This is a genomic window from Roseivivax sp. GX 12232, from assembly GCF_021272185.1.
Taxonomy (GTDB): Bacteria; Pseudomonadota; Alphaproteobacteria; order Rhodobacterales; family Rhodobacteraceae; genus Roseivivax.
In genome coordinates, this window is sequence record NZ_JAJSEC010000002.1 from 449,763 (window position 1) to 472,296 (window position 22,534).

At 69.4% G+C, this 22,534-nt stretch carries 16 protein-coding genes; 13 read left to right on the forward strand and 3 right to left on the reverse strand.

Features of this window, described 5'->3' with window-relative positions; translation table 11 throughout:
- Positions 1 to 15: 15 nt before the first annotated feature.
- A complete protein-coding gene (locus LR948_RS06065) occupies positions 16 to 948 on the forward strand; it encodes a DMT family transporter (protein WP_232753083.1) in 933 nt (310 codons plus the stop codon).
- Positions 949 to 1,728: 780 nt separating this feature from the next.
- Here LR948_RS06065 and LR948_RS06070 read toward each other — a convergent pair.
- Positions 1,729 to 3,471 (reverse strand): peptidoglycan-binding protein, encoded by a 1,743-nt coding sequence (locus tag LR948_RS06070; protein WP_232753084.1) that lies wholly within the window; start codon positions 3,469 to 3,471, stop codon positions 1,729 to 1,731.
- 150 nt (positions 3,472 to 3,621) lie between these two features.
- On the opposite strand from LR948_RS06070, the gene LR948_RS06075 reads away from it, so the two are divergent.
- The 9 genes from LR948_RS06075 to glmM all read left to right on the forward strand — a co-directional run bounded on the left by LR948_RS06075 (position 3,622) and on the right by glmM (position 15,304).
- Positions 3,622 to 4,548: a glycine--tRNA ligase subunit alpha gene (locus LR948_RS06075; protein ID WP_232753085.1), complete on the forward strand. Its 927-nt coding sequence runs from the start codon at positions 3,622 to 3,624 to the stop codon at positions 4,546 to 4,548.
- Positions 4,545 to 5,048, forward strand: coding sequence for a DUF6446 family protein (locus LR948_RS06080; protein ID WP_232753086.1), 504 nt, complete (start codon positions 4,545 to 4,547; stop codon positions 5,046 to 5,048). The genes LR948_RS06075 and LR948_RS06080 overlap by 4 nt, the downstream gene beginning before the upstream one ends.
- Positions 5,049 to 5,201: 153 nt before the next feature.
- Positions 5,202 to 6,065 carry a DUF1206 domain-containing protein gene (locus LR948_RS06085; protein ID WP_232753087.1) on the forward strand — a complete coding sequence of 288 codons (864 nt, stop codon included), beginning with the start codon at positions 5,202 to 5,204 and terminating at the stop codon, positions 6,063 to 6,065.
- A gap of 82 nt (positions 6,066 to 6,147) precedes the next feature.
- A complete protein-coding gene (gene glyS, locus LR948_RS06090; RefSeq protein WP_232753088.1) occupies positions 6,148 to 8,424 on the forward strand; it encodes a glycine--tRNA ligase subunit beta in 2,277 nt (758 codons plus the stop codon).
- Between the two features lie 75 nt (positions 8,425 to 8,499).
- Positions 8,500 to 11,070: a putative PEP-binding protein gene (locus LR948_RS06095; RefSeq protein WP_232753089.1), complete on the forward strand. Its 2,571-nt coding sequence runs from the start codon at positions 8,500 to 8,502 to the stop codon at positions 11,068 to 11,070.
- Between the two features lie 164 nt (positions 11,071 to 11,234).
- Positions 11,235 to 11,876: a cell wall hydrolase gene (locus LR948_RS06100; RefSeq protein WP_232753090.1), complete on the forward strand. Its 642-nt coding sequence runs from the start codon at positions 11,235 to 11,237 to the stop codon at positions 11,874 to 11,876.
- 103 nt (positions 11,877 to 11,979) lie between these two features.
- Positions 11,980 to 12,906: a dihydroneopterin aldolase gene (locus LR948_RS06105; protein WP_232753091.1), complete on the forward strand. Its 927-nt coding sequence runs from the start codon at positions 11,980 to 11,982 to the stop codon at positions 12,904 to 12,906.
- Between the two features lie 42 nt (positions 12,907 to 12,948).
- A complete protein-coding gene (folP, locus tag LR948_RS06110) occupies positions 12,949 to 13,971 on the forward strand; it encodes a dihydropteroate synthase (protein ID WP_232753092.1) in 1,023 nt (340 codons plus the stop codon).
- Positions 13,961 to 15,304 carry a phosphoglucosamine mutase gene (glmM, locus tag LR948_RS06115; RefSeq protein ID WP_232753093.1) on the forward strand — a complete coding sequence of 448 codons (1,344 nt, stop codon included), beginning with the start codon at positions 13,961 to 13,963 and terminating at the stop codon, positions 15,302 to 15,304. Before folP ends, glmM begins: the two co-directional genes overlap by 11 nt.
- A gap of 114 nt (positions 15,305 to 15,418) precedes the next feature.
- Here the strand turns inward: glmM and LR948_RS06120 are convergent, their stop codons facing one another.
- Both LR948_RS06120 and proS read right to left on the reverse strand, forming a co-directional pair.
- Positions 15,419 to 15,928 carry a DUF2937 family protein gene (locus tag LR948_RS06120; RefSeq protein ID WP_232753094.1) on the reverse strand — a complete coding sequence of 170 codons (510 nt, stop codon included), beginning with the start codon at positions 15,926 to 15,928 and terminating at the stop codon, positions 15,419 to 15,421.
- Positions 15,929 to 16,305: 377 nt separating this feature from the next.
- On the reverse strand, positions 16,306 to 17,646 hold the full coding sequence (gene proS, locus LR948_RS06125; RefSeq protein ID WP_232753095.1) for a proline--tRNA ligase: 1,341 nt from the start codon (positions 17,644 to 17,646) through the stop codon (positions 16,306 to 16,308).
- Between the two features lie 818 nt (positions 17,647 to 18,464).
- Here proS and LR948_RS06130 point away from each other — a divergent pair.
- The 3 genes from LR948_RS06130 to LR948_RS06140 are packed head-to-tail and all read left to right on the forward strand — an operon-like array spanning position 18,465 to position 22,453.
- The gene (locus tag LR948_RS06130; protein WP_232753096.1) at positions 18,465 to 19,541 is read left to right on the forward strand and encodes an AI-2E family transporter; all 1,077 of its coding nucleotides are present in this window, start codon (positions 18,465 to 18,467) and stop codon (positions 19,539 to 19,541) included.
- 3 nt (positions 19,542 to 19,544) lie between these two features.
- Complete coding sequence (locus tag LR948_RS06135; RefSeq protein WP_232753097.1) at positions 19,545 to 20,255, forward strand: chromosomal replication initiator DnaA; 711 nt, start codon at positions 19,545 to 19,547, stop codon at positions 20,253 to 20,255.
- A 26-nt stretch (positions 20,256 to 20,281) separates the two neighbouring features.
- A complete protein-coding gene (locus LR948_RS06140; RefSeq protein WP_232753098.1) occupies positions 20,282 to 22,453 on the forward strand; it encodes an RNA degradosome polyphosphate kinase in 2,172 nt (723 codons plus the stop codon).
- Positions 22,454 to 22,534: the final 81 nt, after the last annotated feature.

Here is a 22,534-nt window from a genome sequence, read left to right on the forward strand (position 1 = left end):
GACGGAAAGAGGCAGATGAGCACATCCTCCACCCCCGCCACCCCGGAGATCACCGGGCTCTCCTGGTTGATGGTCGGCGCGCTGGGCCTCGTCTGGGGCGCGACCTTCCTGATCATCGAGCTGGCCCTGCCGGGGATCACCCCGGCCTGGCTTGCCGCCTATCGCATCGCTTTCGCCGCGCTTCTGACCTCGGCGGTCTGGCTGGCGCTCGGCGGGCGCTTCTTTCGCGGGCCCGAGCGGCCCTGGGGCAACGTAGTGGTGATCGGCATCTGCAACAGCGCCCTGCCCTTCCTGCTTCTGAGCTGGGGCCAGCTGCGCGTGACCTCGGGCTTTGCGGGGGTCTCCATGGCCGCCGTGGCGCTCATGGTGCTGCCCTTGGCGCATTTCTTCGTGCCGGGCGAGCGCATGTCCTTGCGCCGGCTGATCGGCTTCCTGGTGGGCTTCCTCGGCGTCGTGGTGCTGATCGGCCCCTCGGCGCTGAAGTCCACCGGAGACCCGCTCGAGCCCTTCGGGCGGCTGGCCTGCCTCGGCGCCGCGGCCTGCTACGCGACCGCCTCGGTGCTGATGCGCCGGCTGCCGCCGGTCGATCCGATCGGGCTCGCCGCCGTGCCGCTCCTGATCGGAGCCGTGGCCATCGTCTCGGTCGCCTGGGGCCTCGAGGGCCCGCCGCCCCTGCCCGCGCAGGAGACGCTCTTCTGGCTCGCGCTCCTGGGGCTGGTGCCCACCGCCGGGGCGAACCTTTTGCGGGTCCTGGTGATCCGCAGCGCCGGGCCGGTCTTCATGAGCCTGACGAACTACCAGGTGCCGGTCTGGTCGGTGGTGCTGGGCATCGCGATCCTGGACGAGCCCTTCCACAGCTCGCTGCTCGCCGCCCTGGCGCTGATCCTCGCGGGGGTCTTCGTGAGCCAGTGGGGGGCGTTGAAGCGGCTGTTTGGGGGGCGGGGGTGACGTTGGGGTGTGGTGCGCCTCTGCTCCGCTGAGATAGCGAGCCGTCCATAGGTTCGTGAAGCAACGGCTGGGAGCGCGGCACCAGCGGGTCACGCCGCGTTGGTCGAGAGCGGGGATCTGCCCGTTGAGCGCCGCCGCCTGAGATATTGGGTCTGCGCCGGTTGGCACGGCCACGCCAGAGACGCCACGGCCTCACCGCTTGGCTCCGCCTCATCTAAGCTGACGCGATGTACGCCGGTTCGCACGCCCACGGCTGAGACGACAGAACCTGGGCCGTTGGAGCACACCCGCTCAACCCAAGCTTCCCAACCCCGTCGACACCCCTCACACCAGAGGGCGCGCGCCGGACCGGGGGCCGGCGCTGCCGACCTCGGAGCTGCGCACTTTATGGCAGCAAGGTCATTGCTCGCTGTGAGCTACGCGCACCACTCACAAGAGCGCCGGCCCAAGGGGCCGGTCCGGCGCGCGCCCGGCATCTTCGATGCTATTCGGGCGCAGGTTGGTCTGCGGGTGGTGGGTGTTGCGCGACATGCTGGGCAGGGTGTGACGCCATCGAGGGCGTCAGACACCATAGGTGGCAATCGTCATCGCGCCGGACCGGCGAACATCATCACCATATCTTCACAGGGGCTACTCCGTTCAAGAACGGCGCACGTGGTCAACGCCCTCACACGATCCGAACTACCAAAGGGCGGCTCAAAGGCTCACCACCCTTTCTTAGACCAAACCGTGCCACAGAAAGCGATGCCCACCAGCGCCTCACATCCAAGCCCGCAAACCCTACTCCCAGCACTCCACTAGCACCGTGATGCTGCGGGCGATCTGGGTCAGGTCCTCGGGGGCCATCGACAGCTCCCCTTCCCCGCGCGACACGGCCACGCCGGCGCCCTCTGAGAAGGCCACCAGCCGCGCCGAGGCGGTGGCGAAGCTCACGTCCTCGGGCAGCTGCCGGCCCTCGTCGGTCACCGGCGTCACCATGCCGACCACCGCGCCGCCGCCGTCGAGCACCGGCCCGCCCGCGTCGCCGGGGCGCGAGGCGACGGCGAGGCGCTTGATGCCCTCTTCGCCGTCGAGCCCGCGAATGTCGGCGAGCGTGCCGAAGGTCAGCGTCGGGGCGCCCAAGACGCCGCCGTAGGAGAAGCCCGAGATCGCCACCTCGGACTGCAGCCGCGGCGCCTCGGTGCGGAAGACCGGCACGTCGCGCGGTGCAAGCGGCGACTGCGGTTCGAGCAGCGCCATGCCGTTCTCGCGCGCCACCACTTGCGCCTCGGTCAGCTCATCGAGCGTGATCCGCCCGCAGGCCTCGACCGCGCGCTCGGCGGTCAGCACCCGCCCGCGCGCATCGGCGAAGAAGCCCGAGGCGACAGTCTTGGGCTGGCGCACCTGCAGACCCGCGACGAGGTCGATGGCCTGCTCCTCCTCGGAGAGCGTCGCGGGGTCGAGAACCACACCCTCGAGCCGCTCGAAGCTCTCCTGCATCCGTGCCAGCACGCGGCTCCGGCGCTCCTCGTCGCCGGCGGGCCAGACCAGGGTGAACCCCTTGATCGCGCCATCCGCGACGCGCGCCTCGGTGTGGCTGACGATGCGGGAATTCTCACCGGTCAGGGTGAAACTGTCGCCGGAGCGCTCGCGCGCGCCATCGACAGGCACGATCTCCAGCGTCTGCATGATCTCGTAAAGACCATATAGCGTGCGCCGGTCGCCGGGCTCGGAGATCAGCAGCACCTGCGCCTCGGGCACCGCGCCGGTGGGGGCGTAATGCACAAAAGGCGATTCCGCGCGGTCGAAGGCCACGACGCCCGTGGGGATTTCCATGGCGATGCCGGCGCGGCGGTCGGTCACGCGCTCGAGCCCCATGCCGTCCAGCACGGCGTTGTACTGGCGGAACAGCTCGGCCCGCTGGCGGGTGGTCAACACGCCGGTGACCTCGAAGTTGTTGGCCTCCTGGAAGGCGGCCATGGCGCCGCGGGTGCCGCGCCCGAAGGCGGCGTCGATGCGGCCCTGGTAGAAGCCCGCCCATTGCAGCGCCACCTGCAGCGCCTCGCGGTCCTCGCGGGTCAGCGCCTGCTCGGAGCGGCGCGCCTCGGCGACGGTTTCCTGCGGCTCCTCGATCTGCGGCTCGGGTGCGGCTTCGGGTTCCGGCACGACCTGCGCCTCCTCGGTCCCGTCCCCCTGGGGCTCGGGCGTGCGGATCGCGCCGGCGCCCACCGGCCAGAAGCGCTGGGCGTATTCCTCGGCCTCCTCGACGAAACTGTCCGACGGGATCAGCCCCTGCCGCCGCAGCGCCAGCCGCTGGGCATTGGCCTCGTCCTCGGTGAAGGGCCCGAGCGCGATGCCATACCAGCCGCCGCCCAGCGAGAAGCCGTTCACATCCGAAAGCCGCGCGGCAAAGGCCCTTGCGCGGTCCTCTGCCACGGTCAGGGCCGGATGCGCCTCGATCTGGATGAAATACGCCTCCTGCGCGGCGGCCGCGGAGGCCATGATCCAAAGCGCGCTGCCCGCCAATAGTCCCGACCGTGTCATGCTGCGGCTGTCCCTTTCTGCCTCTTGTGGTTGCGGCGGGATCTTGCCGCAGAAAGCAAGGCCGCTGCACGTCAAATATTGGTCAGCGCCGCAATTGACCCCATGAATGTGGCGTCCTAATCAAGCGCCGACAGAAAGGACGGGCTGCCCATGGACAATCGCGACACGCCGCAGAGCTTCCAGGAGATCATCCTGCGCCTCCAGGCCTACTGGGCCTCGAAGGGCTGCGCGGTCTTGCAGCCCTACGACATGGAGGTCGGCGCGGGCACCTTCCACCCGGCCACCACGCTGCGCGCGCTGGGCTCGCAGCCCTGGGCGGCGGCCTATGTGCAGCCCTCGCGCCGGCCCACCGACGGGCGCTACGGCGAGAACCCCAACCGCCTGCAGCATTACTACCAGTACCAGGTGATCATCAAACCGAGCCCGCGTGACCTGCAGGAGCTTTACCTCGGCTCGCTGCGCGCCATCGGCATCGACCTCGAGCTGCACGACGTGCGCTTCGTCGAGGACGACTGGGAAAGCCCGACGCTCGGCGCCTGGGGCCTCGGCTGGGAGGTCTGGTGCGACGGCATGGAGGTCTCGCAGTTCACCTATTTCCAGCAGGTCGGCGGGCATGACTGCGCGCCGGTCTCGGGCGAGCTGACCTACGGGCTCGAGCGGCTGGCGATGTATGTCCTGGGCATCGACCACGTGATGGAGATGCCCTTCAACGACCCCTCCGCGCCGATCCCGCTCAGCTACGGCGACGTCTTCCGCCAGACCGAGGAGGAATACAGCCGCCACAACTTCGACCACGCTTCGACCGAGATGCTGCTGCGCCACTTCGAGGACGCCGAGGCCGAATGCCAGAAGCTGCTCGAGGCCCCCGCCGACGACCCCAAGATGCAGCGCCGCATCGTCATGGCGCATCCCGCCTATGACCAGTGCATCAAGGCCAGCCATCTCTTCAACCTGCTCGACGCGCGCGGGGTTATCTCGGTCACCGAGCGCCAGGCCTATATTGGCCGCGTGCGGGCCTTAGCGAAGATGTGCGCCGATGCCTTCGTGACAACGCCGGCCGCCACGGGCGCGGCATGAGCGGCAAGCTCGTCGCCCTGGTGATCCTCGCCTGCGCCGCGATCGGCGGGGCGGCGATGTATTACCTGCAGGTCTTCGCCTATTACGAGCGCACGCCGGACCAGGCGGCGCTGGAGCTTCTGGCGAGCGAAGAGCGTGTGCAGGAGATCGCCATCGAGAATTACCAGGGCATCGACGCGGACAGCTCGCCCCTGCGCTACCGCGCCTGTTTCGACCTGGAGACCGCGCCTGCCGACGTCGACGGCGTGCCCTACGAGGGCGCCGTGCCGCGCAACGCGCCGTTCTGGTTCTCCTGCTTCGACGCCGAGGAGATCGGCGCGCAGATCGCCTCGGGCGAGGCGCGGGTTCTGACCGTGGCGCGCAACATCGAGTTCGGCATCGACCGGGTGGTGGCGCTGACCGAGGCGGGCCGCGGCTACGTCTGGCAGGAGGTCAACGACTGCGGCGAGAAGGCCTACGACGGCACGCCGCTCGGCGACGACTGCCCGACGCGGGAGTGAGCGGCGCGGCCAAAGGCTGAGAAGGAGAGCGTCTGCGCCCATCCGCGCCCCGCATCCCAAGCCCGGCCCCCTTCCCTCCAATCCCCAACGGAACCGCATCCGCCCTCCGCGCGCTGTGGCAGCAAGCACAGCACGCGCCGAGGAGGTTCCGAGATGCCGCAAGACACCGCCCCCGCCTGGGTCGTCCCCGTCATGCGCGCGGGCTTTTCCGCCCGCGCCGTCGTCTACGCGCTGGTGGGCGGCCTGGCCCTCACCGCCGCTCTGACCGGCGGGGCCGCCGAGGGCACCACCAACGCGCTGGCCGAGCTGCGCCGGGCGCCCTTCGGCAGCGCCGCGCTCTGGGCCGTGGCGCTGGGGCTCCTGGCCTATGCGCTCTGGCGCTTCCTGGCCGCCTGGTATGACCTCGAACGCCGGGGCGGCGATGGCTCGGGGCTCTTCGAACGCGGCGGGCTGGTCGTCACCGGGGCGATCCACGCGGGCCTCGGCCTCTCGGTCCTGGGGCTGGCGCGCGGCGGCTCGGGTTCAGGCGGCGGCGGCGCGGCGCAGGACTGGACCGTGCAGATCCTCACCCTGCCCTACGGCCCCTGGATCGTCGCGGCGATCGGGCTCGGCACCATCGGCGCGGGGCTTTATTACATGCAGAAGGGCTGGCGGCAGACCTACAAGCGCCACATCCGCGTGGCGCCCCTGACCCGCAAGCTCGACCCGGCGCTGCAGGCGGGCTTCCTGGCCCAGGGCGCGCTCATCGCGATCATCGGCGCGCTGATCATCAGCGCGGGCTTCACCACCTCGCCCGAGAACGCCGGCGGCATCGGCGCCGCTCTGGGCGAGCTGCGCGCGGCGCCCTTCGGACGGATCCTCCTGGGCGTGGTGGCGCTGGGGCTCCTGGGCTTCGCGCTCGAGAACCTGGTCGAGGCGAAATACCGCATCGTGCCTGCCCGCGCCGGGCCGGACGTCCAGACCCTGGCCTCGCGCGCCAAGGCCGAGGCGCGGCGCCAGGCGGCCAAGGCCTCCTGACGCTTCCCGCTGGACCTTGCCGCCCCGCCCCGCTATCCCGCGCCCGACTGACTGAACGGATTGGCGATAGCAGAGAGGCCCGATGCCCGACCTTCTGATCGAACTCTTCTCCGAAGAGATCCCGGCGCGGATGCAGGCGCGCGCGGCGCAGGATCTGAAAGCGAAGGTCACCGACGGCCTTGTCGAGGCGGGGCTGACCTATGCCCATGCCGGCGCCTTCGCGACGCCGCGGCGGCTGGTGCTGACGCTGGAGGGTCTGCTCGCCCACAGCCCCACCACCCGCGAAGAGCGCAAGGGCCCCAAGGTCGACGCGCCCGAGAAGGCCATCGAGGGCTTCCTGCGCGGCGCGGGCGTCGCGCGCGAGGACCTCGAGGAGCGCGAGGACAAGAAGGGCCGCACCTACTACGCGGTGATCGAGAAGCCGGGCCGCCCGGCGCCCGAGATCGTGGCTGAGGTGCTCGAGGCGACGATCCGCAACTTCCCCTGGCCGAAGTCCATGCGCTGGGGCGCGGGCAGCCTGCGCTGGGTGCGGCCGCTGCACCGCATCCTCTGCATCCTGACCAATGACGCGGGCGAGGCCGAGGTGGTGCCGCTGGACGTCGACGGGTTCACCGCGGGCGATGTGACCGAGGGCCACCGCTTCATGGCGCCCGAGCCGTTTTCCGTCACATCCTTCGAGGATTACGCCGCGAAGCTGAAGCGCGCCAAGGTCATGCTCGACCCCGAGGAACGCGCCGAGGCGATCTGGAACGACGCCACCAATGCCGCCTTCGCCGCCGGGCTCGAGGTGGTCGAGGACCGGGGCCTCCTGGCCGAGGTCGCGGGGCTGGTCGAATGGCCGGTGGTGCTCATGGGCGAGATCGGCGCGGAGTTCCTCGAGCTGCCGCCCGAGGTGCTGATGACCTCGATGAAGGAGCACCAGAAGTTCTTCTCGCTGCGCAACCCCAAGACCGGACGGATCGAGCGTTTCGTGACCGTGGCGAACCGCGAGACCGCGGACAATGGCGCGACGATCCTCGCGGGCAACCAGAAGGTGCTGGCGGCGCGGCTCTCGGACGCGAAGTTCTTCTGGGAGAACGACCTGCGCATCGCCAAGGATCTGGCCATGGCGCCCTGGCTCGACCAGCTCGCCCATGTGACCTTCCACAACAAGCTCGGCAGTCAGAAGGCCCGGATCGAGCGGATCGCGGCGCTGGCCCGCGAGATCGCGCCCGAGGTCGGCGCGGATGCCGATCTGGCCGAACAGGCCGCCCGCACGGTCAAGGCGGATCTTTCCTCCGAGATGGTCGGGGAGTTCCCCGAACTTCAAGGGCTTATGGGCCGCTATTACAGCGAGGCCGCGGGGCTTTCGCCCGAGGTCGCGGCGGCCTGCGAAGAGCATTATTCGCCGCTCGGTCCCTCGGACGCCGTGCCCTCCGCGCCGGTCTCGGTGGCCGTGGCGCTGGCCGACAAGCTCGACACGCTGACCGGCTTTTGGGCGATCGACGAGAAGCCCACCGGGTCGAAAGATCCCTTCGCGCTGCGCCGCGCGGCCTTGGGGGTGATCCGGTTGCTCGTCCAGAATGAGATCAGCCTGTCGCTCATCGATGCCTGTATCAGTGCCCAGTTCGGTGTCGACACGACTCTCATGGATTTGGAGAAAGCTAACCCCAATTCACCGATCAACCTTCGAAAAAGATATGCGGAGGCAGCTCAGATTGAGGAAAAAGATCTGAGAAAGATCGAAGTGAAAGCAATCGACAAAGGCGCGCTGAGCACAGCAATTAAGAACCTGAGGAAGCTCACCGAGCGTCCTGATCAGGTTGCTGAAAAGCTCGTCGAGCTGCGTTTGGCCGAGGACCTCCTCGCCTTCTTCCACGACCGCCTGAAGGTCCACCTCAAGGGCGAGGGCGTGCGCCACGATGTCATCGACGCCTGCCTCGCCATGCCGCAGGCTGACGACCTCACCCTGCTCGTGAAACGCGCCCGGGCGCTGCAGGCGGTGCTGTCCACCGAGGACGGCGAGAACCTCGTGCAGGGCTTCAAGCGCGCCAACAACATCCTCACCCAGGCCGAGGAGAAGGACGGCGTCGAATACAGCTTCGGTGCCGACCGCAAGTTCGCCGAGACCGAGGCCGAGACCGCGCTCTTCGACGCGCTCGACGCCGCCGACGCCAAGATCGGCCCGGCCATGGCCTCCGAGGATTTCCCCGCCGCCATGGGCGCCATGGCCGCGATCCGGCCCGAGCTCGACGCCTTCTTCGAGGCGGTGCAGGTCAATACCGACAACGAGATCCTGCGCCGCAACCGTCTGAACCTCCTGTCGCGGATCCGCACGGTCTGCCTGCAGGTGGCCGATCTGACGCGTCTGGAAGGCTGATCCGCCCGCGCCCCGCGCCGCCCTTGCCAGGCGGCGCCTGAGGCGTATCCTGCGGCCAGGAGAAGGATTGCCGCGGTGCAGAAATACCTCACGGAGGTCTCGTTCACCCTCGACCGGCACGTCACGCTGGTCACGCCGACGGCGCCCATCGCGCCGGACACCCACGGCGGGCGGGCGAAATGTCTGCAACGGCTGGTGCGGCTGAAGCTGCCGGTGCCGCGCACGGTGGCCCTGTCCTTCGACACCGTGAAGGCGATCCCGCTGGGGCGCATCCCCGACACCCGGCAGCTGCTGTCGGTCTTCGACAGCGAGGCGCTCCTTTGCGTGCGGCCCTCCTCGCAGGATCCCGACTGGGGCGGGCCGACGACGATCCTCAACATCGGCATGAACGATGCCGTCTGCGCGCGGCTCTCCGAGACGCTGGGCCAGGAGGCCGCCGAGGCGCTCTATCGGCGCTGGGTGCAGAGCTACGCGGTGCATGTCGCGCGGCTCGATCCAGACGCCTTCGAGGAGATCGACCCCGACGACCCCGAGGCGCTGGCCCGCGCCCTGCGCGCCTATGAGGACGAGGCCGAGGAGCCTTTCCCGCAGGACCCCGCGAAACAGCTGGCCGAGGTGCTGCGCTCCATGGCGCGGGCCTGGGAAAGCGTCTCGGCGCGGCTCCTGCGCGAGGCCAAGGGCGCGCCGGTGGACGCGGGGCTCGGCCTCGTGGTGCAGGAGATGGCGCTGGGGCTCGGGCGCGGCGAAAGCGGCTCGGGCGTGCTGCAACTGGTGAACCCCGAGACCGGCCTGCCGCAGGTCACCGGGCGCTACCTCAGCCAGAGCCAGGGCCGCGACGCGCTGGCGGCGGGCAAGAAGGCGCTGTTCCTGGTGCGCGACCCGCGCGGGCCCTCCTTCGAGGAGCGCCTGCCCGAGCTCTTCGCCGAGCTGAAGGACCACGCCGCGCTGATGCGCCAGCGCCTGCGCGCCGAGATGCAGGTCGAGTTCACCATCGAGAACGGCCGGCTCTTCATCCTCGACGGGGTGGTCGTGCCGGCCTCGGATGCCGCCGCCATCCGCATTGCGGTGCGGCTGGCCGAGGACGGGATCATCACTCCGCGCGAGGCGGTGATGCGGGTGCACCCGAGCGCCCTTTCGGCGCTGCTGCACCCCCAGGTCGACCCGCGCGCCGAGCGTGACGTGATCGGCCATGGCATCGGCGCCAGCCCCGGCGCCGCCACCGGGCGCATCGTCTTCACCGCCGCGGCCGCCCAGGCGCTGGCCGCCCGCGAGGAGCCCTGCATCCTGGTCCGCCGCGAGACCTCGCCCGAGGACGTGCGCGGCATGCATGCCGCCGTGGCGATCCTGACCGAGAAGGGCGGCATGTCCTCGCATGCGGCGGTGATCGGCCGCGGCATGGGCCGCCCTTGCGTCGTCGGCGCGCGCAACATGCGCTTCCAGGTCAAGCGCGAGACGCTCGTCGCCGAGGACGGCCGCAGCTTCCGCGAGGGCGAGGTGATCACCGTCGACGGCACCAGCGGCGAGGTGCTGGCCGGGGCGCCCGCGATGCTGGGGGCGATGCTCGACGATGCCTTCCGCACGCTCCTGGGCTGGGCCGACGCCGACCGCGACCTGCGCATAAGGGTGAACGCCGACACCCCCGAGGACGCCGAGAAGGCGCGGATGTTCGACGCCGGCGGCATCGGGCTTTGCCGGACCGAGCACATGTTCTTCGAGCCCGGCCGCCTCACCGTCATGCAGGAGATGATCTTCGCCGCCACCCCCGAGGACCGGCGCGCGGCGCTGGCGCGGCTCCTGCCGATCCAGCGCGCCGACTTCAAGGCGCTCTTCTCGATCATGAGCGGCAAACCGGTCTGCATCCGGCTCTTCGACCCGCCCTTGCACGAGTTCCTGCCCACCGACCGCGCGGGCCTGCGCGATCTGGCCGAGGCGCTGAACCTGCCGGTCTCGGATGTCACCCGCCGGGTCGATGCCATGGGCGAATACAATCCCATGCTGGGTCTGCGCGGTGTGCGGCTCGGGATCACCGTGCCCGAGATCTACGACATGCAGGCCCGGGCGATTTTCGAGGCGACGCTCGAGGCCTCGCGCAAGGACGACCCGGTGGTGCCAGAGATCATGATCCCGCTGGTCTCGGCCCGGCGCGAGGTCGAACTGGTGCGCAAGCGCGTCGACGCGGTGGCCGCCGCCGTCCGCACCGAAAGCGGGCGCGACTTCACCTACCGGCTCGGCGTCATGGTCGAGACGCCGCGCGCCTGCCTCCTGGCCGGGGAGATCGCCCCGCATGTCGATTTCCTGAGCTTCGGCACCAACGACCTGACCCAGATGACCTATGGGCTCAGCCGCGACGACGCGGGCCGCTTTATGTCGGACTACGTGCAGCAGGGCGTTTTCGACGAGGACCCCTTTCACCGGCTCGACGTGCTGGGCGTGGGCGAACTTCTGAAGATCGGCCTCGACCGGGCGCGCGCCGCCAAACCCGAGATCATCGTCTCAATCTGCGGCGAACACGGCGGCAATCCCGAATCGATTCACGTCTGCCGGTCGCTCGGGATGAACTATGCAAGCTGCTCGCCCTTCCGGGTTCCGGTGGCGCGACTTGCTGCCGCACAGGCGGCGATCCTCGACAAAATCGAGCGATCCTAGGGTTTTGCGCGGAAAACGACACGCCCGAGTCCGAAAAGCGGCGGAAATGTGCCCATAGGTCAGCCTGCAAGCTGGACGCCTTGACCATTTTTCCCTAGGACGCCGCGGACCGAAAACCGGGGGTTCCCTGCCCCCGGCGCATTTGTTCCCAAGGGGTGTCTGCAATGCAACGCTTTCTCAAGATGACGCTGGCGGCTCTGGCTCTGGCCGCGCCTGCCTCCGCCGAGGTCGAAGAGACCAACATGGAGAAGGTCCTGCGCCAGGAAAGCCGCGGCCTGAACGCCGCCGCCTCGGCGCATCTGCAACGCCTGGTGACGCCGGCGCCGGAAAGCGGGCTGCGCGACCTGCAGTACAGCCGCGGCTGGCTCGATCAGCAGAACTTCCGCACCGGCGGCGCGGAATGGGAGTGCCTGGCCGAGGCGCTGTATTTCGAGGCCCGCGGCGAGACCGTGAAAGGCCAGTTCGCCGTGGCCGAGGTGATCCTCAACCGCGCCGATTCCCCGCGCTTCCCCAGCTCGGTCTGCGGCGTCGTGCACCAGGGCACCGCTTCGGGCCGGAAATACGGCTGCCAGTTCACCTTCAAATGCGACGGCGCCCCCGAGGCGATCCACGAGGCCGCCGCCTACCGCCGCGTCGGCAAGGTGGCCCGGCTGATGCTCGAGGGCGCGCCGCGCCGGCTGACCGCGGGCGCCACGCATTACCACACCACCGCCGTGTCGCCCTCCTGGGCGCGCAGCTTCCCGATGACCGCGCAGATCGGCGTGCATCGCTTCTACCGCCAGCCGCTGCGCCTCTCGCAGCGCTGAGCGCGGCAATGTCGCTCCCGGGCCCGGATGCGCCGGGTTCCGGTGGCACATGGCGGCGCGCTTCGCTATTGCGGTTGGGCAATGCCGCCAAGGGGAGCCGGGGATGGCCTCTGAAATCCGACTAGCCTTCGCGCATCCCGCCGAGCGCGCCATCGCCACGGCGGGCGAGGACCCGCGCGACCGCATCTCCCTGCGCGACCATGTCCGCGAGGTCGAAATCGGCGCCTTCCAGGCCGAACGCGGAACCACCCAGCGGATCTGCTTCAACGTCGTCGTCGAGGTGCGCCCCCTGGCCCGCCCGATCGAGGACGACGTCGACCGCATCCTGTCTTACGACCGGGTAACCGAGGCGATCGAGGCGGAGCTGCAGTCCGAACGGCTGAACCTCCTGGAGACGCTGGCCGAACATATCGCCGAGCGCATCCTGCACGAACCCCAGGCGCTGCGCGTCTTCGTGCGGATCGAGAAGCTCGACCGCGGCCCCGGTGCGCTTGGGGTCGAGATCGTGCGCTCGCGCGCCGAGGTGGAGGCCGCCTCTTCGGAGCGGGCGACTGAGCAGCCGCATCCCCGCGTGGTCTTCCTGTCCAACGCCGCGATCACCGATCCGCGTCTGTCTGAGTGGATCGACCAGGCCCAGACCGACGGCGCACCGCTGATCCTCTGCGTGGGCCCGCATGACTGCGCCCTGCCCCGCGTCGAGCACCGGCTGGTGCAGCGCCGGATCGACCTCCTGGCGATCGAGCAGAACGGCTGGATCCTCGCCGCGCGCGACGCCCGCGCCAAGGTCGTGGCCACCCGGACCGAGCTCGATTGGGCGATGAAGAACGGCCAGGTCAGCGTCTGGGCGCCCTCGAAGATCGTGCTCGACGCGACCCAGGGGCCAAGCGCGGCGCCGCGCGACGCGGAGAGCCTCGCGGCCTGGTTCGCGGGCCAGATCACCGCCCGCGAACTGGTGGTCGTCGGCGGCACCGCGCCCGAGGGCGCCCCCGTGCCGCTGATCCTGAAGGAGCCCGCCGACCGGCTGTTCTGAGCTGGCTTGCCAGCCCGGCGCTCCCGTGGCACTCGCGCGCCCATGGATATCTGCTACCGCCCGATCCTCTCTGCCGACCCGGTGCCGGCACCCGGCGCGCAACGGCTGGCCGGCGGGCCGCTCTGGTTCACCCACGCCGAGGTGATCGCCCGGGGCGCGCCTTCCCGCCGCATCCCCGCCGAGGAGATCCCCGAGGCCAGCCTGCAGGCGCTGACGGCGCCCCGCGCGCCCCTGGCCGGGGTCGAGATGACGGGCGGCGCGCCCCGGGTCATGGGCATCCTCAACGCCACGCCGGATTCCTTCTCGGACGGCGGGCTTTTCGAGGCCCGCGAGGCGGCGCTGGCCCAGGCCCGCGCTATGGTCGCCGCGGGCGCCGAGATCCTCGACATCGGCGGCGAATCCACCCGCCCCGGCGCGACCGAAGTGGCCGCCGAGGACGAGGCCGCCCGCATCCTGCCGCTGATCGAGGAACTGGCCCCGAGCCTCGGCGCGCCGATCTCGGTCGACACCCGCAAGGCGGAGGTGGGCCGCGCGGGGCTCTCGGCGGGCGCGGTGATGCTGAACGACGTCTCGGGCCTCGACTTCGACCCCGGCATGGCGGCGCTTGCCGCCGAGACGGGCGCGCCGATCTGCGTGATGCACGCCCAGGGCCGCCCCGAGACCATGCAGGACGACCCGGCCTATGAGAACGTCACCCTCGACGTGCTGGGCTTTCTCGCAGAGCGCCTGGCGCGCCTCGAAGCCGCCGGCCTGCCCCGCGACAAGGTCGTGGTCGACCCCGGCATCGGCTTCGGCAAGACGGTCGAACACAACCTTGAACTGCTGCGGAATATCGCCGTTTTCCACAACCTGGGATGTCCGGTCTTGCTTGGCGTCTCGCGAAAGGGTTTCATTGGGCATATTTCAGGAGAAACGGAGGCGCGGGCCCGCGCCCCGGGGTCGATCGCGGTCGCACTGGCCGCGCTCGGGCAAGGGGTGCAGATTTTCCGGGTCCATGACGTCGCCGAGACGGTTCAGGCATTCAAGCTCTGGCAGTCGGTAACGGGACAGAGACATGACACGTAAGTATTTCGGCACAGACGGCGTCCGGGGGACGGCCAACCTGTATCCCATGACCGCCGAGATGGCGCTGATGATCGGCGCCGCGGCGGGGCGGTATTTCCGCCGCGAACACTCCGGCGTGCACCGGGTGGTGATCGGCAAGGACACGCGCCGCTCGGGCTATATGTTCGAGAACGCGCTGACCGCGGGGCTGACCTCGACGGGCATGAATGTGCTGCTCCTCGGCCCCGTGCCGACGCCGGCGGTGGGGCTGCTGACGCCCTCGATGCGGGCGGACCTGGGCATCATGATCTCGGCCAGCCACAACCCGGCGGCCGACAACGGCATCAAGTTCTTCGGCCCCGACGGCTTCAAGCTCTCGGACGAGGCCGAAATGGAAATCGAGGCCCTGCTCGATGCAGGTGTGGCCCCGGCGAAACCCGCCAACATAGGCCGCGCCAAGCGCATCGACGACGGCCGCTTCCGCTACCAGGAGCGGGTGAAATCCACTTTCCCGACCGGCATGCGGCTCGACGGGGTGAAGATCGTGATCGACTGCGCCAATGGCGCCGCCCACCGCGCCGCGCCCGAGGTCCTCTGGGAGCTGGGCGCCGAGGTGATCGCCATGGGCGTCAATCCCGACGGCCACAACATCAACGACGGCTGCGGCTCGACCCATCCCGAGGCCGCCGCCCGCCGGGTGCTGGACGAAGGCGCCGACGTGGGCATCTGCCTTGATGGCGACGCCGACCGGGTGATCCTGATCGACGACAAGGGCCAGATCGCCGACGGCGACCAGATCATGGCGCTCATGGCCGCCCGCTGGGCCGAGGAGGACCGCCTGAGCGACGGCACGCTGGTCGCCACGGTGATGTCGAACCTGGGGCTCGAGCATTTCCTGACCGACCGGGGCCTGCGCCTCGAGCGCACCGGCGTCGGCGACCGCTACGTCGTCGAGGCCATGCGGCGCGGCGGCTGGAACCTCGGCGGCGAGCAGTCGGGCCATATCGTGATGACCGATTACGCCACCACCGGCGACGGGCTCATGGCGGCGCTGCAGTTCCTCTCCGAGATGGTGCGCACCGGCGAGCCCGCGCATGAGCTGGTGCGGAACTTCGAACGGGTGCCGCAGCTTCTGAAGAACGTCCGCTACGCGCCCGGGGCGACGCCGCTCGAACGCGCGGCGGTGAAAAGCGCGATCGAGAGCGCCGAGGCGACGCTCGGCGGCAAGGGCCGGCTGTTGATCCGCAAGTCGGGCACCGAGCCGCTGATCCGGGTCATGGCCGAATGCGAGGACGAGGCGCTGCTGACCCAGGTGGTCGACGGCATCGTCGCCGAGGTCGAAAGCGCGGCCTGAGGGGCTGGGATCGGGGCCTGTCTGTCCGACTCCGCGCCTGCGCGCGCGGGGTGCGGGGAGCCTGCTTAGAGTACGCGTACCGGCGTCGCTCATCATCGGACGTGGGCGCGTGTTTCAGGTTGAAGTTCGCGGACGCGCGCGGCGGATGAAGAGCCGCCGCGCCAGCCGTCCGAAAAGGCCCGCGATCCCTCCGAACACCGCAAAACCCACAAGCGCGAAGCTCAACCCCTGCGGGGTCAGCGGCAGCGCGGGCTTGTAAGCCTGGAAGGTGCGCGCCGCGATCTCGCGGTCGGTGAGGCGCGTGGCCATGCGGGCGCGGGCGAAGGGCCCCGCGGCCTCGAGCGCGGCCAGATCGGCGCGCAGCCGGTCGTAGCGGGCCACGGTGGCGCGCATGGTCTCTGCCCGTCCGGCTCCAAAATCCCCGCCGGTGGCAAGCTGGGCCAGCGCCGCCTCGCGGGAGAGCCCATAGGCCGCGGCATCGGCGTCGAACTCCGCCACCACGCGCGAGAGCTCATCCACCGCGCCGCCCAGACGCTGCTGATATTGCTGGGAAAACTCCGGGAATTGCGAGAGGCCCGCGGCGCCCGCGAGCCCCGCCGTCAGGGCCACCACCCGTGTGAGCATCGCTCTGCCTCCTCACCCCTCCGCGCGGCCCTCTTGGCGGGGCGTGATCGGGGGTGCGGGGTTAAGGCCCCCGCCCTCCGGCGCGGATTTTCTGCGGGGAAGCCTAGCAGCCGGGCGGGACGAGGCCCAGCGGCGCGTGGCGTCGGGCCGCCGATCGGCGATGCGGCGCGCGGGCGCGGCGGTTTTGCAGCGCCCAACCGGATCAGCCGACGCCAACCCGGCACAGCGGTTTTGCAGGGCCCAACCGGGTCAGCCGACGCCAACCCGGCACGGCGGTTCTTGCGCGGACCAGAGGGGTTGGCCAGCGCCAATGTGGCACTGCGGCATCTGCAGGGACCAGCCGGGTCGGCCAAGGCCCACCCGGCGCTCCCGAGCCCTCAGGCCGCCTTGCCGTAGATCTGCGCGATGCGCTCGACCGCCTGTTCGGGCGGCAGTTCCTCGCTTTCGCCGGTGCGGCGCGAGGTCAGCTCGACCACGCCGTTCTTCAGCCCGCGCGGGCCGACGGTGATGCGCCAGGGCAGGCCGATCAGGTCCATGGTGGCGAATTTCGCGCCCGCGCGCTCTTCGCGGTCGTCGTAGAGCGGCTCGAGCCCCAGGGCCAGGAGGCTGTCGTAGAGCGCCTGGCAGGCGCCATCCGCCTCGGCGTCGCCCTGCTTGAGGTTCACGATGCCGGCGTGGAAGGGCGTCACGCCCTCGGGCCAGATGATGCCGTTGTCGTCGTGGCTGGCCTCGATGATCGCGCCGACGAGGCGGCTGACACCGATGCCGTGGCTGCCCATGTGCACCGGCACGTGGTTGCCCTCCTGGTCGACCACCGTGGCGCCCATGGGCTCGGAATACTTGGTGCCGAAGTAGAAGATCTGGCCGACCTCGATGCCGCGGGCCTGGCGCTGGCGCGCCTCGGGGACCTGGGCGAAGAGCTCGGGGTCATGGGTCTCGTCGGTGCGGGCATAGCGCGAGGTGAACTCCTCGAGCACGGCGCGGCACTGGGCGTGGTCGTCGTAGTCGATCTCGCGCGCGCCGAAGCTCAGATCGGTGATCTCGCTGTCGTAGAAGACCTCGCTCTCGCCGGTCTCGGCCAGGACCAGGAACTCATGCGTGTCGTCGCCGCCGATCGGGCCGCTGTCGGCGCGCATCGGGATCGCCTGGAGGCCCATGCGCTCGTAGGTGCGCAGGTAGCTGACCAGGTGGCGGTTGTAGGCGTGCAGCGCGTCCTCCCGGGTGAGGTCGAAGTTGTAGCCGTCCTTCATAAGGAACTCGCGGCCGCGCATGACGCCGAAGCGCGGGCGGCGCTCGTCGCGGAATTTCCACTGGATGTGGTAGAGCGTCATCGGCAGGTCTTTGTAGCTCGAGACGTGGCTGCGGAAGATGTCGGTGATCATCTCCTCGTTGGTCGGCCCGAAGAGCATGTCGCGCTCGTGGCGGTCGCGGATGCGCAGCATCTCGGGGCCATAGGCGTCGTAGCGCCCCGATTCCCGCCAGAGATCGGCCGATTGCAGCGTCGGCATCAGCATCGGGATATGGCCCGCGCGGGTCTGTTCCTCGTGCACGATGCGCTCGATGTTGCGCAGGACCTTGTAGCCCATCGGCAGCCAGGAATAGATCCCGGCGGAGGCCTGTTTGATCATGCCCGCGCGTAGCATGAGCCGGTGCGAGACGATCTGCGCCTCCGAGGGCGTTTCCTTCAGGACGGGCAGGAAATAGCGGCTGAGGCGCATGGCGGCTCCGGTCGGTCAAGGGTCATGTCTGTCCGAGCCGGTGTAGGCGAAAGCGCGCGACAAGTGCAATGCCCCGAAGGGGTTGGGGGACGGGTGACGCGGGGGGCGGTTGGGGGGGGTGGTGCGTGGAGCTTTGGGCCTAGCATCGGTCATGGTCCGGGCCTTGGCGGTTCTGATACCGGCCTTGGCTCAGGCTCAGGCTCAGGCTCAGGCTCAGGCTCAGGCTCAGGCTCAGGCTCAGGCTCAGGCTCAGGCTCAGGCTCAGGCTCAGGCTCAGGCTCAGGCTCAGGCTCAGGCTCAGGCTCAGAAAGTGAGCTTTGTTCCCGTCGCTTGGCCAGCCCACCAATTCCCCCTCATCGCCTAACCAGCCCGCCGCTCTCCTCACCTCCCAACCGGATGATTGAGCCTCTGACCTCTCAACCAGCCAACCAAAAACCCGACGCGCTACGTGACCCAAGCGGTGCAATCTTGCGCCCGAATAGCACCGAAGGTGCCGGGCGCGCGCCGGACCGGCCCGATGGGCCGGCGCTCTTGTGGGCGAAGCGCATAGATCGCCGCTAGCCCTGACCTTGCTGCCATAAAGCGCCCAACTAATAGGTCAGCAGCGCCGGCCCCCGGTCCGGCGCGCGCCCTCGGGTGCAACGACAGCGCCCGGGTCCTTTGCGGCCACTGCGCACCCAATCCACACCCTCATTCCCGGCCCAAAGGCAGGCTCTCACCCCCACCCCGCCAAGAATCTCCCCGCTCCCACCACCCGCGCCGCTTGCATCACCTGCCGCGACGCAGCAAAACAGAGGTCCAAGCCAGGGAGAGCCCGCATGAACCTGCCGGTCCGCGAACAGCTCAAATACTGGGGCATCGCCGCGGCGGTCATCGCGGTGCTCCTTTGGTTCCTGGGCGATGTGCTCCTGCCCTTCGTCCTGGGCGCGGCCATCGCCTATTTCCTCGATCCCGTCGCCGACCGGCTCGAGTCCGCGGGCTGCTCGCGCGCGCTGGCGACCGCGATCATCACCATCTGCGCGCTTCTGATCTTCGTGCTCATGGCGCTCCTGGTGGTGCCGACGCTGGTGCGCCAGACCGGCCAGCTGATCGAGGTCGCCCCGGAGCTGGCCCGCAACCTGCAAAGCTTCCTCGCCACCCGCTTCCCGGACCTTCTGGCCGAGGACAGCGTGGTCCGCGACACGCTCACCCAGATCGGCCAGACGGTGCGCGACCGTGGCGGGCAGCTCCTGCAGACGGCACTGACCTCGGCGGCCTCGCTGCTGAACGTGGTGCTGCTTTTCGTGATCGTGCCGGTGGTGGCGGTCTATCTGCTGCTCGACTGGGACAACATGGTCGCCCGCGTCGACGAGCTCCTGCCGCGCGAACATGCCCCGGTGATCCGCGCGCTGGCGGCGGACATCGACCACGTGCTGTCCTCCTTCGTGCGCGGCATGGGCACGGTCTCGCTGATCCTCGGGGTCTATTACGCCGTGGCGCTGATGCTCGTGGGCCTGCAGTTCGGCCTGGTGGTGGGCGTGGTCGCGGGGGTCCTGACCTTCATTCCCTATGTCGGCGCCATCGTCGGCGGGGTGCTGGCCATCGGGCTCGCGCTTTTCCAGTTCTGGGGCGACTGGCTCTGGATCGTGGCGGTCTGGGCGATCTTCCAGTCCGGCCAGTTCATCGAGGGCAACTTCCTCACCCCCAAGCTCGTCGGCAATTCGGTCGGGCTGCACCCGGTCTGGCTCCTGCTGGCGATGTCGGTCTTCGGCTCGCTCTTCGGCTTCGTGGGGCTCCTGGTCGCCGTGCCGGTGGCCGCCGCCATCGGGGTCGTCGCGCGGTTCCTCGTCGGGCGCTACAAGTCGAGCCGGCTCTACCTCGGCGGGCCCGAGCGCCGGAACGACCCGGAGGGCTGAGCCATGGCGCGGCAGCTTCCCCTGAACCTGCCCTCCAGGCCGGCCCTCGGGCGCGGCGACTTCTTCGTGACCGAGGCCAATGCCCTGGCGGTGGCGCAGATCGACCACTGGCGCGCCTGGCCGAGCGGCAAGTTGGTGCTCTCGGGCCCGCGCGGCTCGGGCAAGACGCATCTGGCGCACGTCTGGTCGGCGGAAAGCGGCGCGCGCATCCTCGAGGCCGCCGAACTGACCGAAGAGGCCGTGCCCGACCTCGTTGACGGGCCGATCTGCGTCGAGGACGCCGACCGCATCGCCGGCGACCGCGCCCAGGAGGAGGTGCTTTTCCACCTGCACAACCTCGCCCGCGCCGAGGGCCAGCCGCTCATGGTCACCGCCTCCCGGCCCCCGGCGCGCTGGGGCCTCTGCCTGCCCGATCTGGCCAGCCGCATGCAGGGCGCCGAGATTGCCAAGCTGAACGCCCCGGACGAGCTCCTGCTCGCAGGCGTGATCGCCAAGCTCTTCGCCGACCGGCAGATCACCCCGGCGCCCACGGTCATTCCCTATCTCCTGACCCATATGCCGCGAAGCTTCGCCGCCGCCGGCGCCATCGTCGACGCCATGGACGCCCGCGCCCTGGGCGAGAAGCGCGGCGTGACCCGTGCCCTTGCCATCGACCTCATCAGGGAGTTCTCTGACAGCGAGGAAAGCTTCGAGGCGGGCCTGTCATCGGAGTGATACAAGATCCCCCTAAGCGAGGCGCCATGAACACAGCCGATTTCCTGAAGTCCGACCGCCCCGCGCCCACCCGCATCGAGGGGTTCGACGCCACCGGGCCGGATCGGTATTTCAACCGGGAATTGAGCTGGCTTGGATTCAACTGGCGCGTCCTGGAGGAAGCCGAAAACACCCGCGTGCCGCTTCTGGAGCGGGTGCGCTTCCTGTCGATCTCGGCCTCGAACCTCGACGAGTTCTACACCGTCCGCGTCGCGGGCCTGCGCGAGCTGGCCCAGGCCGGCAACACCACGCCCGCCGCCGACGGTCTGACCCCGGCGCAGCAGCTGGTGAAGATCAACGAGGATGCCCGCCGCCTCATGGCCCGCCAGCAGGAGGTGCTGCAGAAGCTGCGCCAGATGATCGAGGCACAGGGCATCTCGATCCTCTCGCGCGGCCAGCTCAGCGGCTCCGACAAGGAGGCGCTGGCGGTGACCTTCCTCGAGAACATCTTCCCGGTGCTATCGCCGCTGGCCATCGACCCCGCGCATCCCTTCCCCTTCATCGCCAACATGGGCTACTGCCTCGCGGTCGAACTGGTGCGCCGCAAGGACGGCAACGTGCTTAAGGCGCTGCTGCCGATCCCGGCGCAGATCGACCGCTTCGTGCGGCTCCCGGCCGAGAACGGCGACCACCGCTTCGCCTTCGTCGAGGACGTGCTGCTTCTGCATATCGACAGCCTCTTCCCCGGCTACACCCTGCGCGACCACTTCGGCTTCCGGGTGCTGCGCGACAGCGACCTCGAGGTCGAGGAAGAGGCCGAGGACCTCGTGCGCGAGTTCGAGGTAGCGCTGAAGCGCCGCCGCCGGGGCGAGGTGGTGCGGCTCACGGTCAGCGCGGGCGCGCCCAAGGGGCTGCGCGACATCGTCATGCGCGAGCTGCACGTGAAAGAGGACGAGGTCATCGAGCTCGACGGCATGATCGGCGTCGGCGACACTAAGGAGCTGGTGCTGGATGCCCGGCCGGACCTGCTCTGGCCCTCCTTCACGCCGCGGGTGCCCGAACGGGTGCAGGACCACGACGGGGACATGTTCTCGGCGATCCGGCAGAAGGACATGCTGCTGCACCACCCCTATGAGACCTTCGACATGGTGGTGCGCTTCCTCAATCAGGCGGCGCGCGACCCGGACGTCGTGGCGATCAAGAACACGCTCTACCGGACCTCGAAGAACTCGCCCATCGTCGAGGCGCTTTGCGAGGCGGCCGAGGACGGCAAGTCGGTCACCGCGCTCGTGGAGCTGAAGGCGCGCTTCGACGAGGCCGCCAACATCCGCCAGTCGCGGCGACTGGAACGGGCGGGCGCGCATGTGGTCTACGGCTTCCTCGACTGGAAGACCCACGCCAAGATCGCCACCGTGGTCCGCCGCGAGGGCGACCGGCTGGTGACCTATACCCACTGGGGGACCGGCAACTACCACCCGATCACCGCCAAGATCTACACCGACCTCAGCTTCTTCACCTGCGACCCGGTGCTGGGGCGCGATGCGGCCAAGGTCTTCAACTACCTCTCGGGCTACGCCAGCCCCGAGGGGCTCGAGAACCTCTCGATCTCGCCGCATACGCTGAAGCCCAAGCTCCTCGAGATGATCGAGGCCGAGATCGCCCATGCCCAGGCCGGGCGGCCGGCGCAGATCTGGGCCAAGATGAACTCGCTGATCGAATCCGAGATGATCGACACGCTCTACCGGGCGAGCCAGGCGGGCGTGAAGATCGACCTGGTGATCCGCGGCATCTGCGGGCTGCGCCCGGGAGTCGAGGGGCTTTCGGAAAACATCCGGGTGAAATCCATCGTCGGGCGTTTTCTCGAACACAGCCGCATCGCCTGTTTCGGCAACGGCCACGGGCTGCCGCACGAGAAGAGCCGGGTCTTCATGTCCTCGGCCGACTGGATGGGCCGCAACCTCAACCGCCGGGTCGAGACCATGATCGAGATCCACAACCCCACCGTGAAGGCGCAGATCACCAGCCAGATCGTAGCGGCAAACCTCGCCGATGTGGCGCAGAGCTGGATCATGCAGCCCGACGGGCATTTCGCCCGCGCCGAACTGCCCGCCGACGATGGGTTCGCCTTCAATTGCCACACCTTCTTCATGGAGAACCCCTCGCTTTCGGGGCGGGGCTCCGCCGGGGCGGCGGATGTACCGAAGCTCACCCACCACTGATCCCGCGGGTTAAACATTTGACGCAAGCCGCCTGCTGCGCCAGTTTCCCGCGCAGAGGCCGAGGCCAGGATACGAGCGCGA

What these genes read in the sequence shown, in the direction of transcription:
- LR948_RS06070 (WP_232753084.1), bottom strand. Translation starts at nt 3,471, where the DNA reads ATGACACGGTCGGGACTATTGGCGGGCAGCGCGCTTTGGATCATGGCC.
- glmM (WP_232753093.1), top strand. Translation starts at nt 13,961, where the DNA reads ATGACACGTAAGTATTTCGGCACAGACGGCGTCCGGGGGACGGCCAAC.
- folP (WP_232753092.1), top strand. Translation starts at nt 12,949, where the DNA reads ATGGATATCTGCTACCGCCCGATCCTCTCTGCCGACCCGGTGCCGGCA.
- LR948_RS06105 (WP_232753091.1), top strand. Translation starts at nt 11,980, where the DNA reads ATGGCCTCTGAAATCCGACTAGCCTTCGCGCATCCCGCCGAGCGCGCC.
- LR948_RS06130 (WP_232753096.1), top strand. Translation starts at nt 18,465, where the DNA reads ATGAACCTGCCGGTCCGCGAACAGCTCAAATACTGGGGCATCGCCGCG.
- LR948_RS06085 (WP_232753087.1), top strand. Translation starts at nt 5,202, where the DNA reads ATGCCGCAAGACACCGCCCCCGCCTGGGTCGTCCCCGTCATGCGCGCG.
- LR948_RS06120 (WP_232753094.1), bottom strand. Translation starts at nt 15,928, where the DNA reads ATGCTCACACGGGTGGTGGCCCTGACGGCGGGGCTCGCGGGCGCCGCG.
- proS (WP_232753095.1), bottom strand. Translation starts at nt 17,646, where the DNA reads ATGCGCCTCAGCCGCTATTTCCTGCCCGTCCTGAAGGAAACGCCCTCG.
- LR948_RS06100 (WP_232753090.1), top strand. Translation starts at nt 11,235, where the DNA reads ATGCAACGCTTTCTCAAGATGACGCTGGCGGCTCTGGCTCTGGCCGCG.
- LR948_RS06065 (WP_232753083.1), top strand. Translation starts at nt 16, where the DNA reads ATGAGCACATCCTCCACCCCCGCCACCCCGGAGATCACCGGGCTCTCC.
- glyS (WP_232753088.1), top strand. Translation starts at nt 6,148, where the DNA reads ATGCCCGACCTTCTGATCGAACTCTTCTCCGAAGAGATCCCGGCGCGG.
- LR948_RS06080 (WP_232753086.1), top strand. Translation starts at nt 4,545, where the DNA reads ATGAGCGGCAAGCTCGTCGCCCTGGTGATCCTCGCCTGCGCCGCGATC.
- LR948_RS06135 (WP_232753097.1), top strand. Translation starts at nt 19,545, where the DNA reads ATGGCGCGGCAGCTTCCCCTGAACCTGCCCTCCAGGCCGGCCCTCGGG.
- LR948_RS06075 (WP_232753085.1), top strand. Translation starts at nt 3,622, where the DNA reads ATGGACAATCGCGACACGCCGCAGAGCTTCCAGGAGATCATCCTGCGC.
- LR948_RS06140 (WP_232753098.1), top strand. Translation starts at nt 20,282, where the DNA reads ATGAACACAGCCGATTTCCTGAAGTCCGACCGCCCCGCGCCCACCCGC.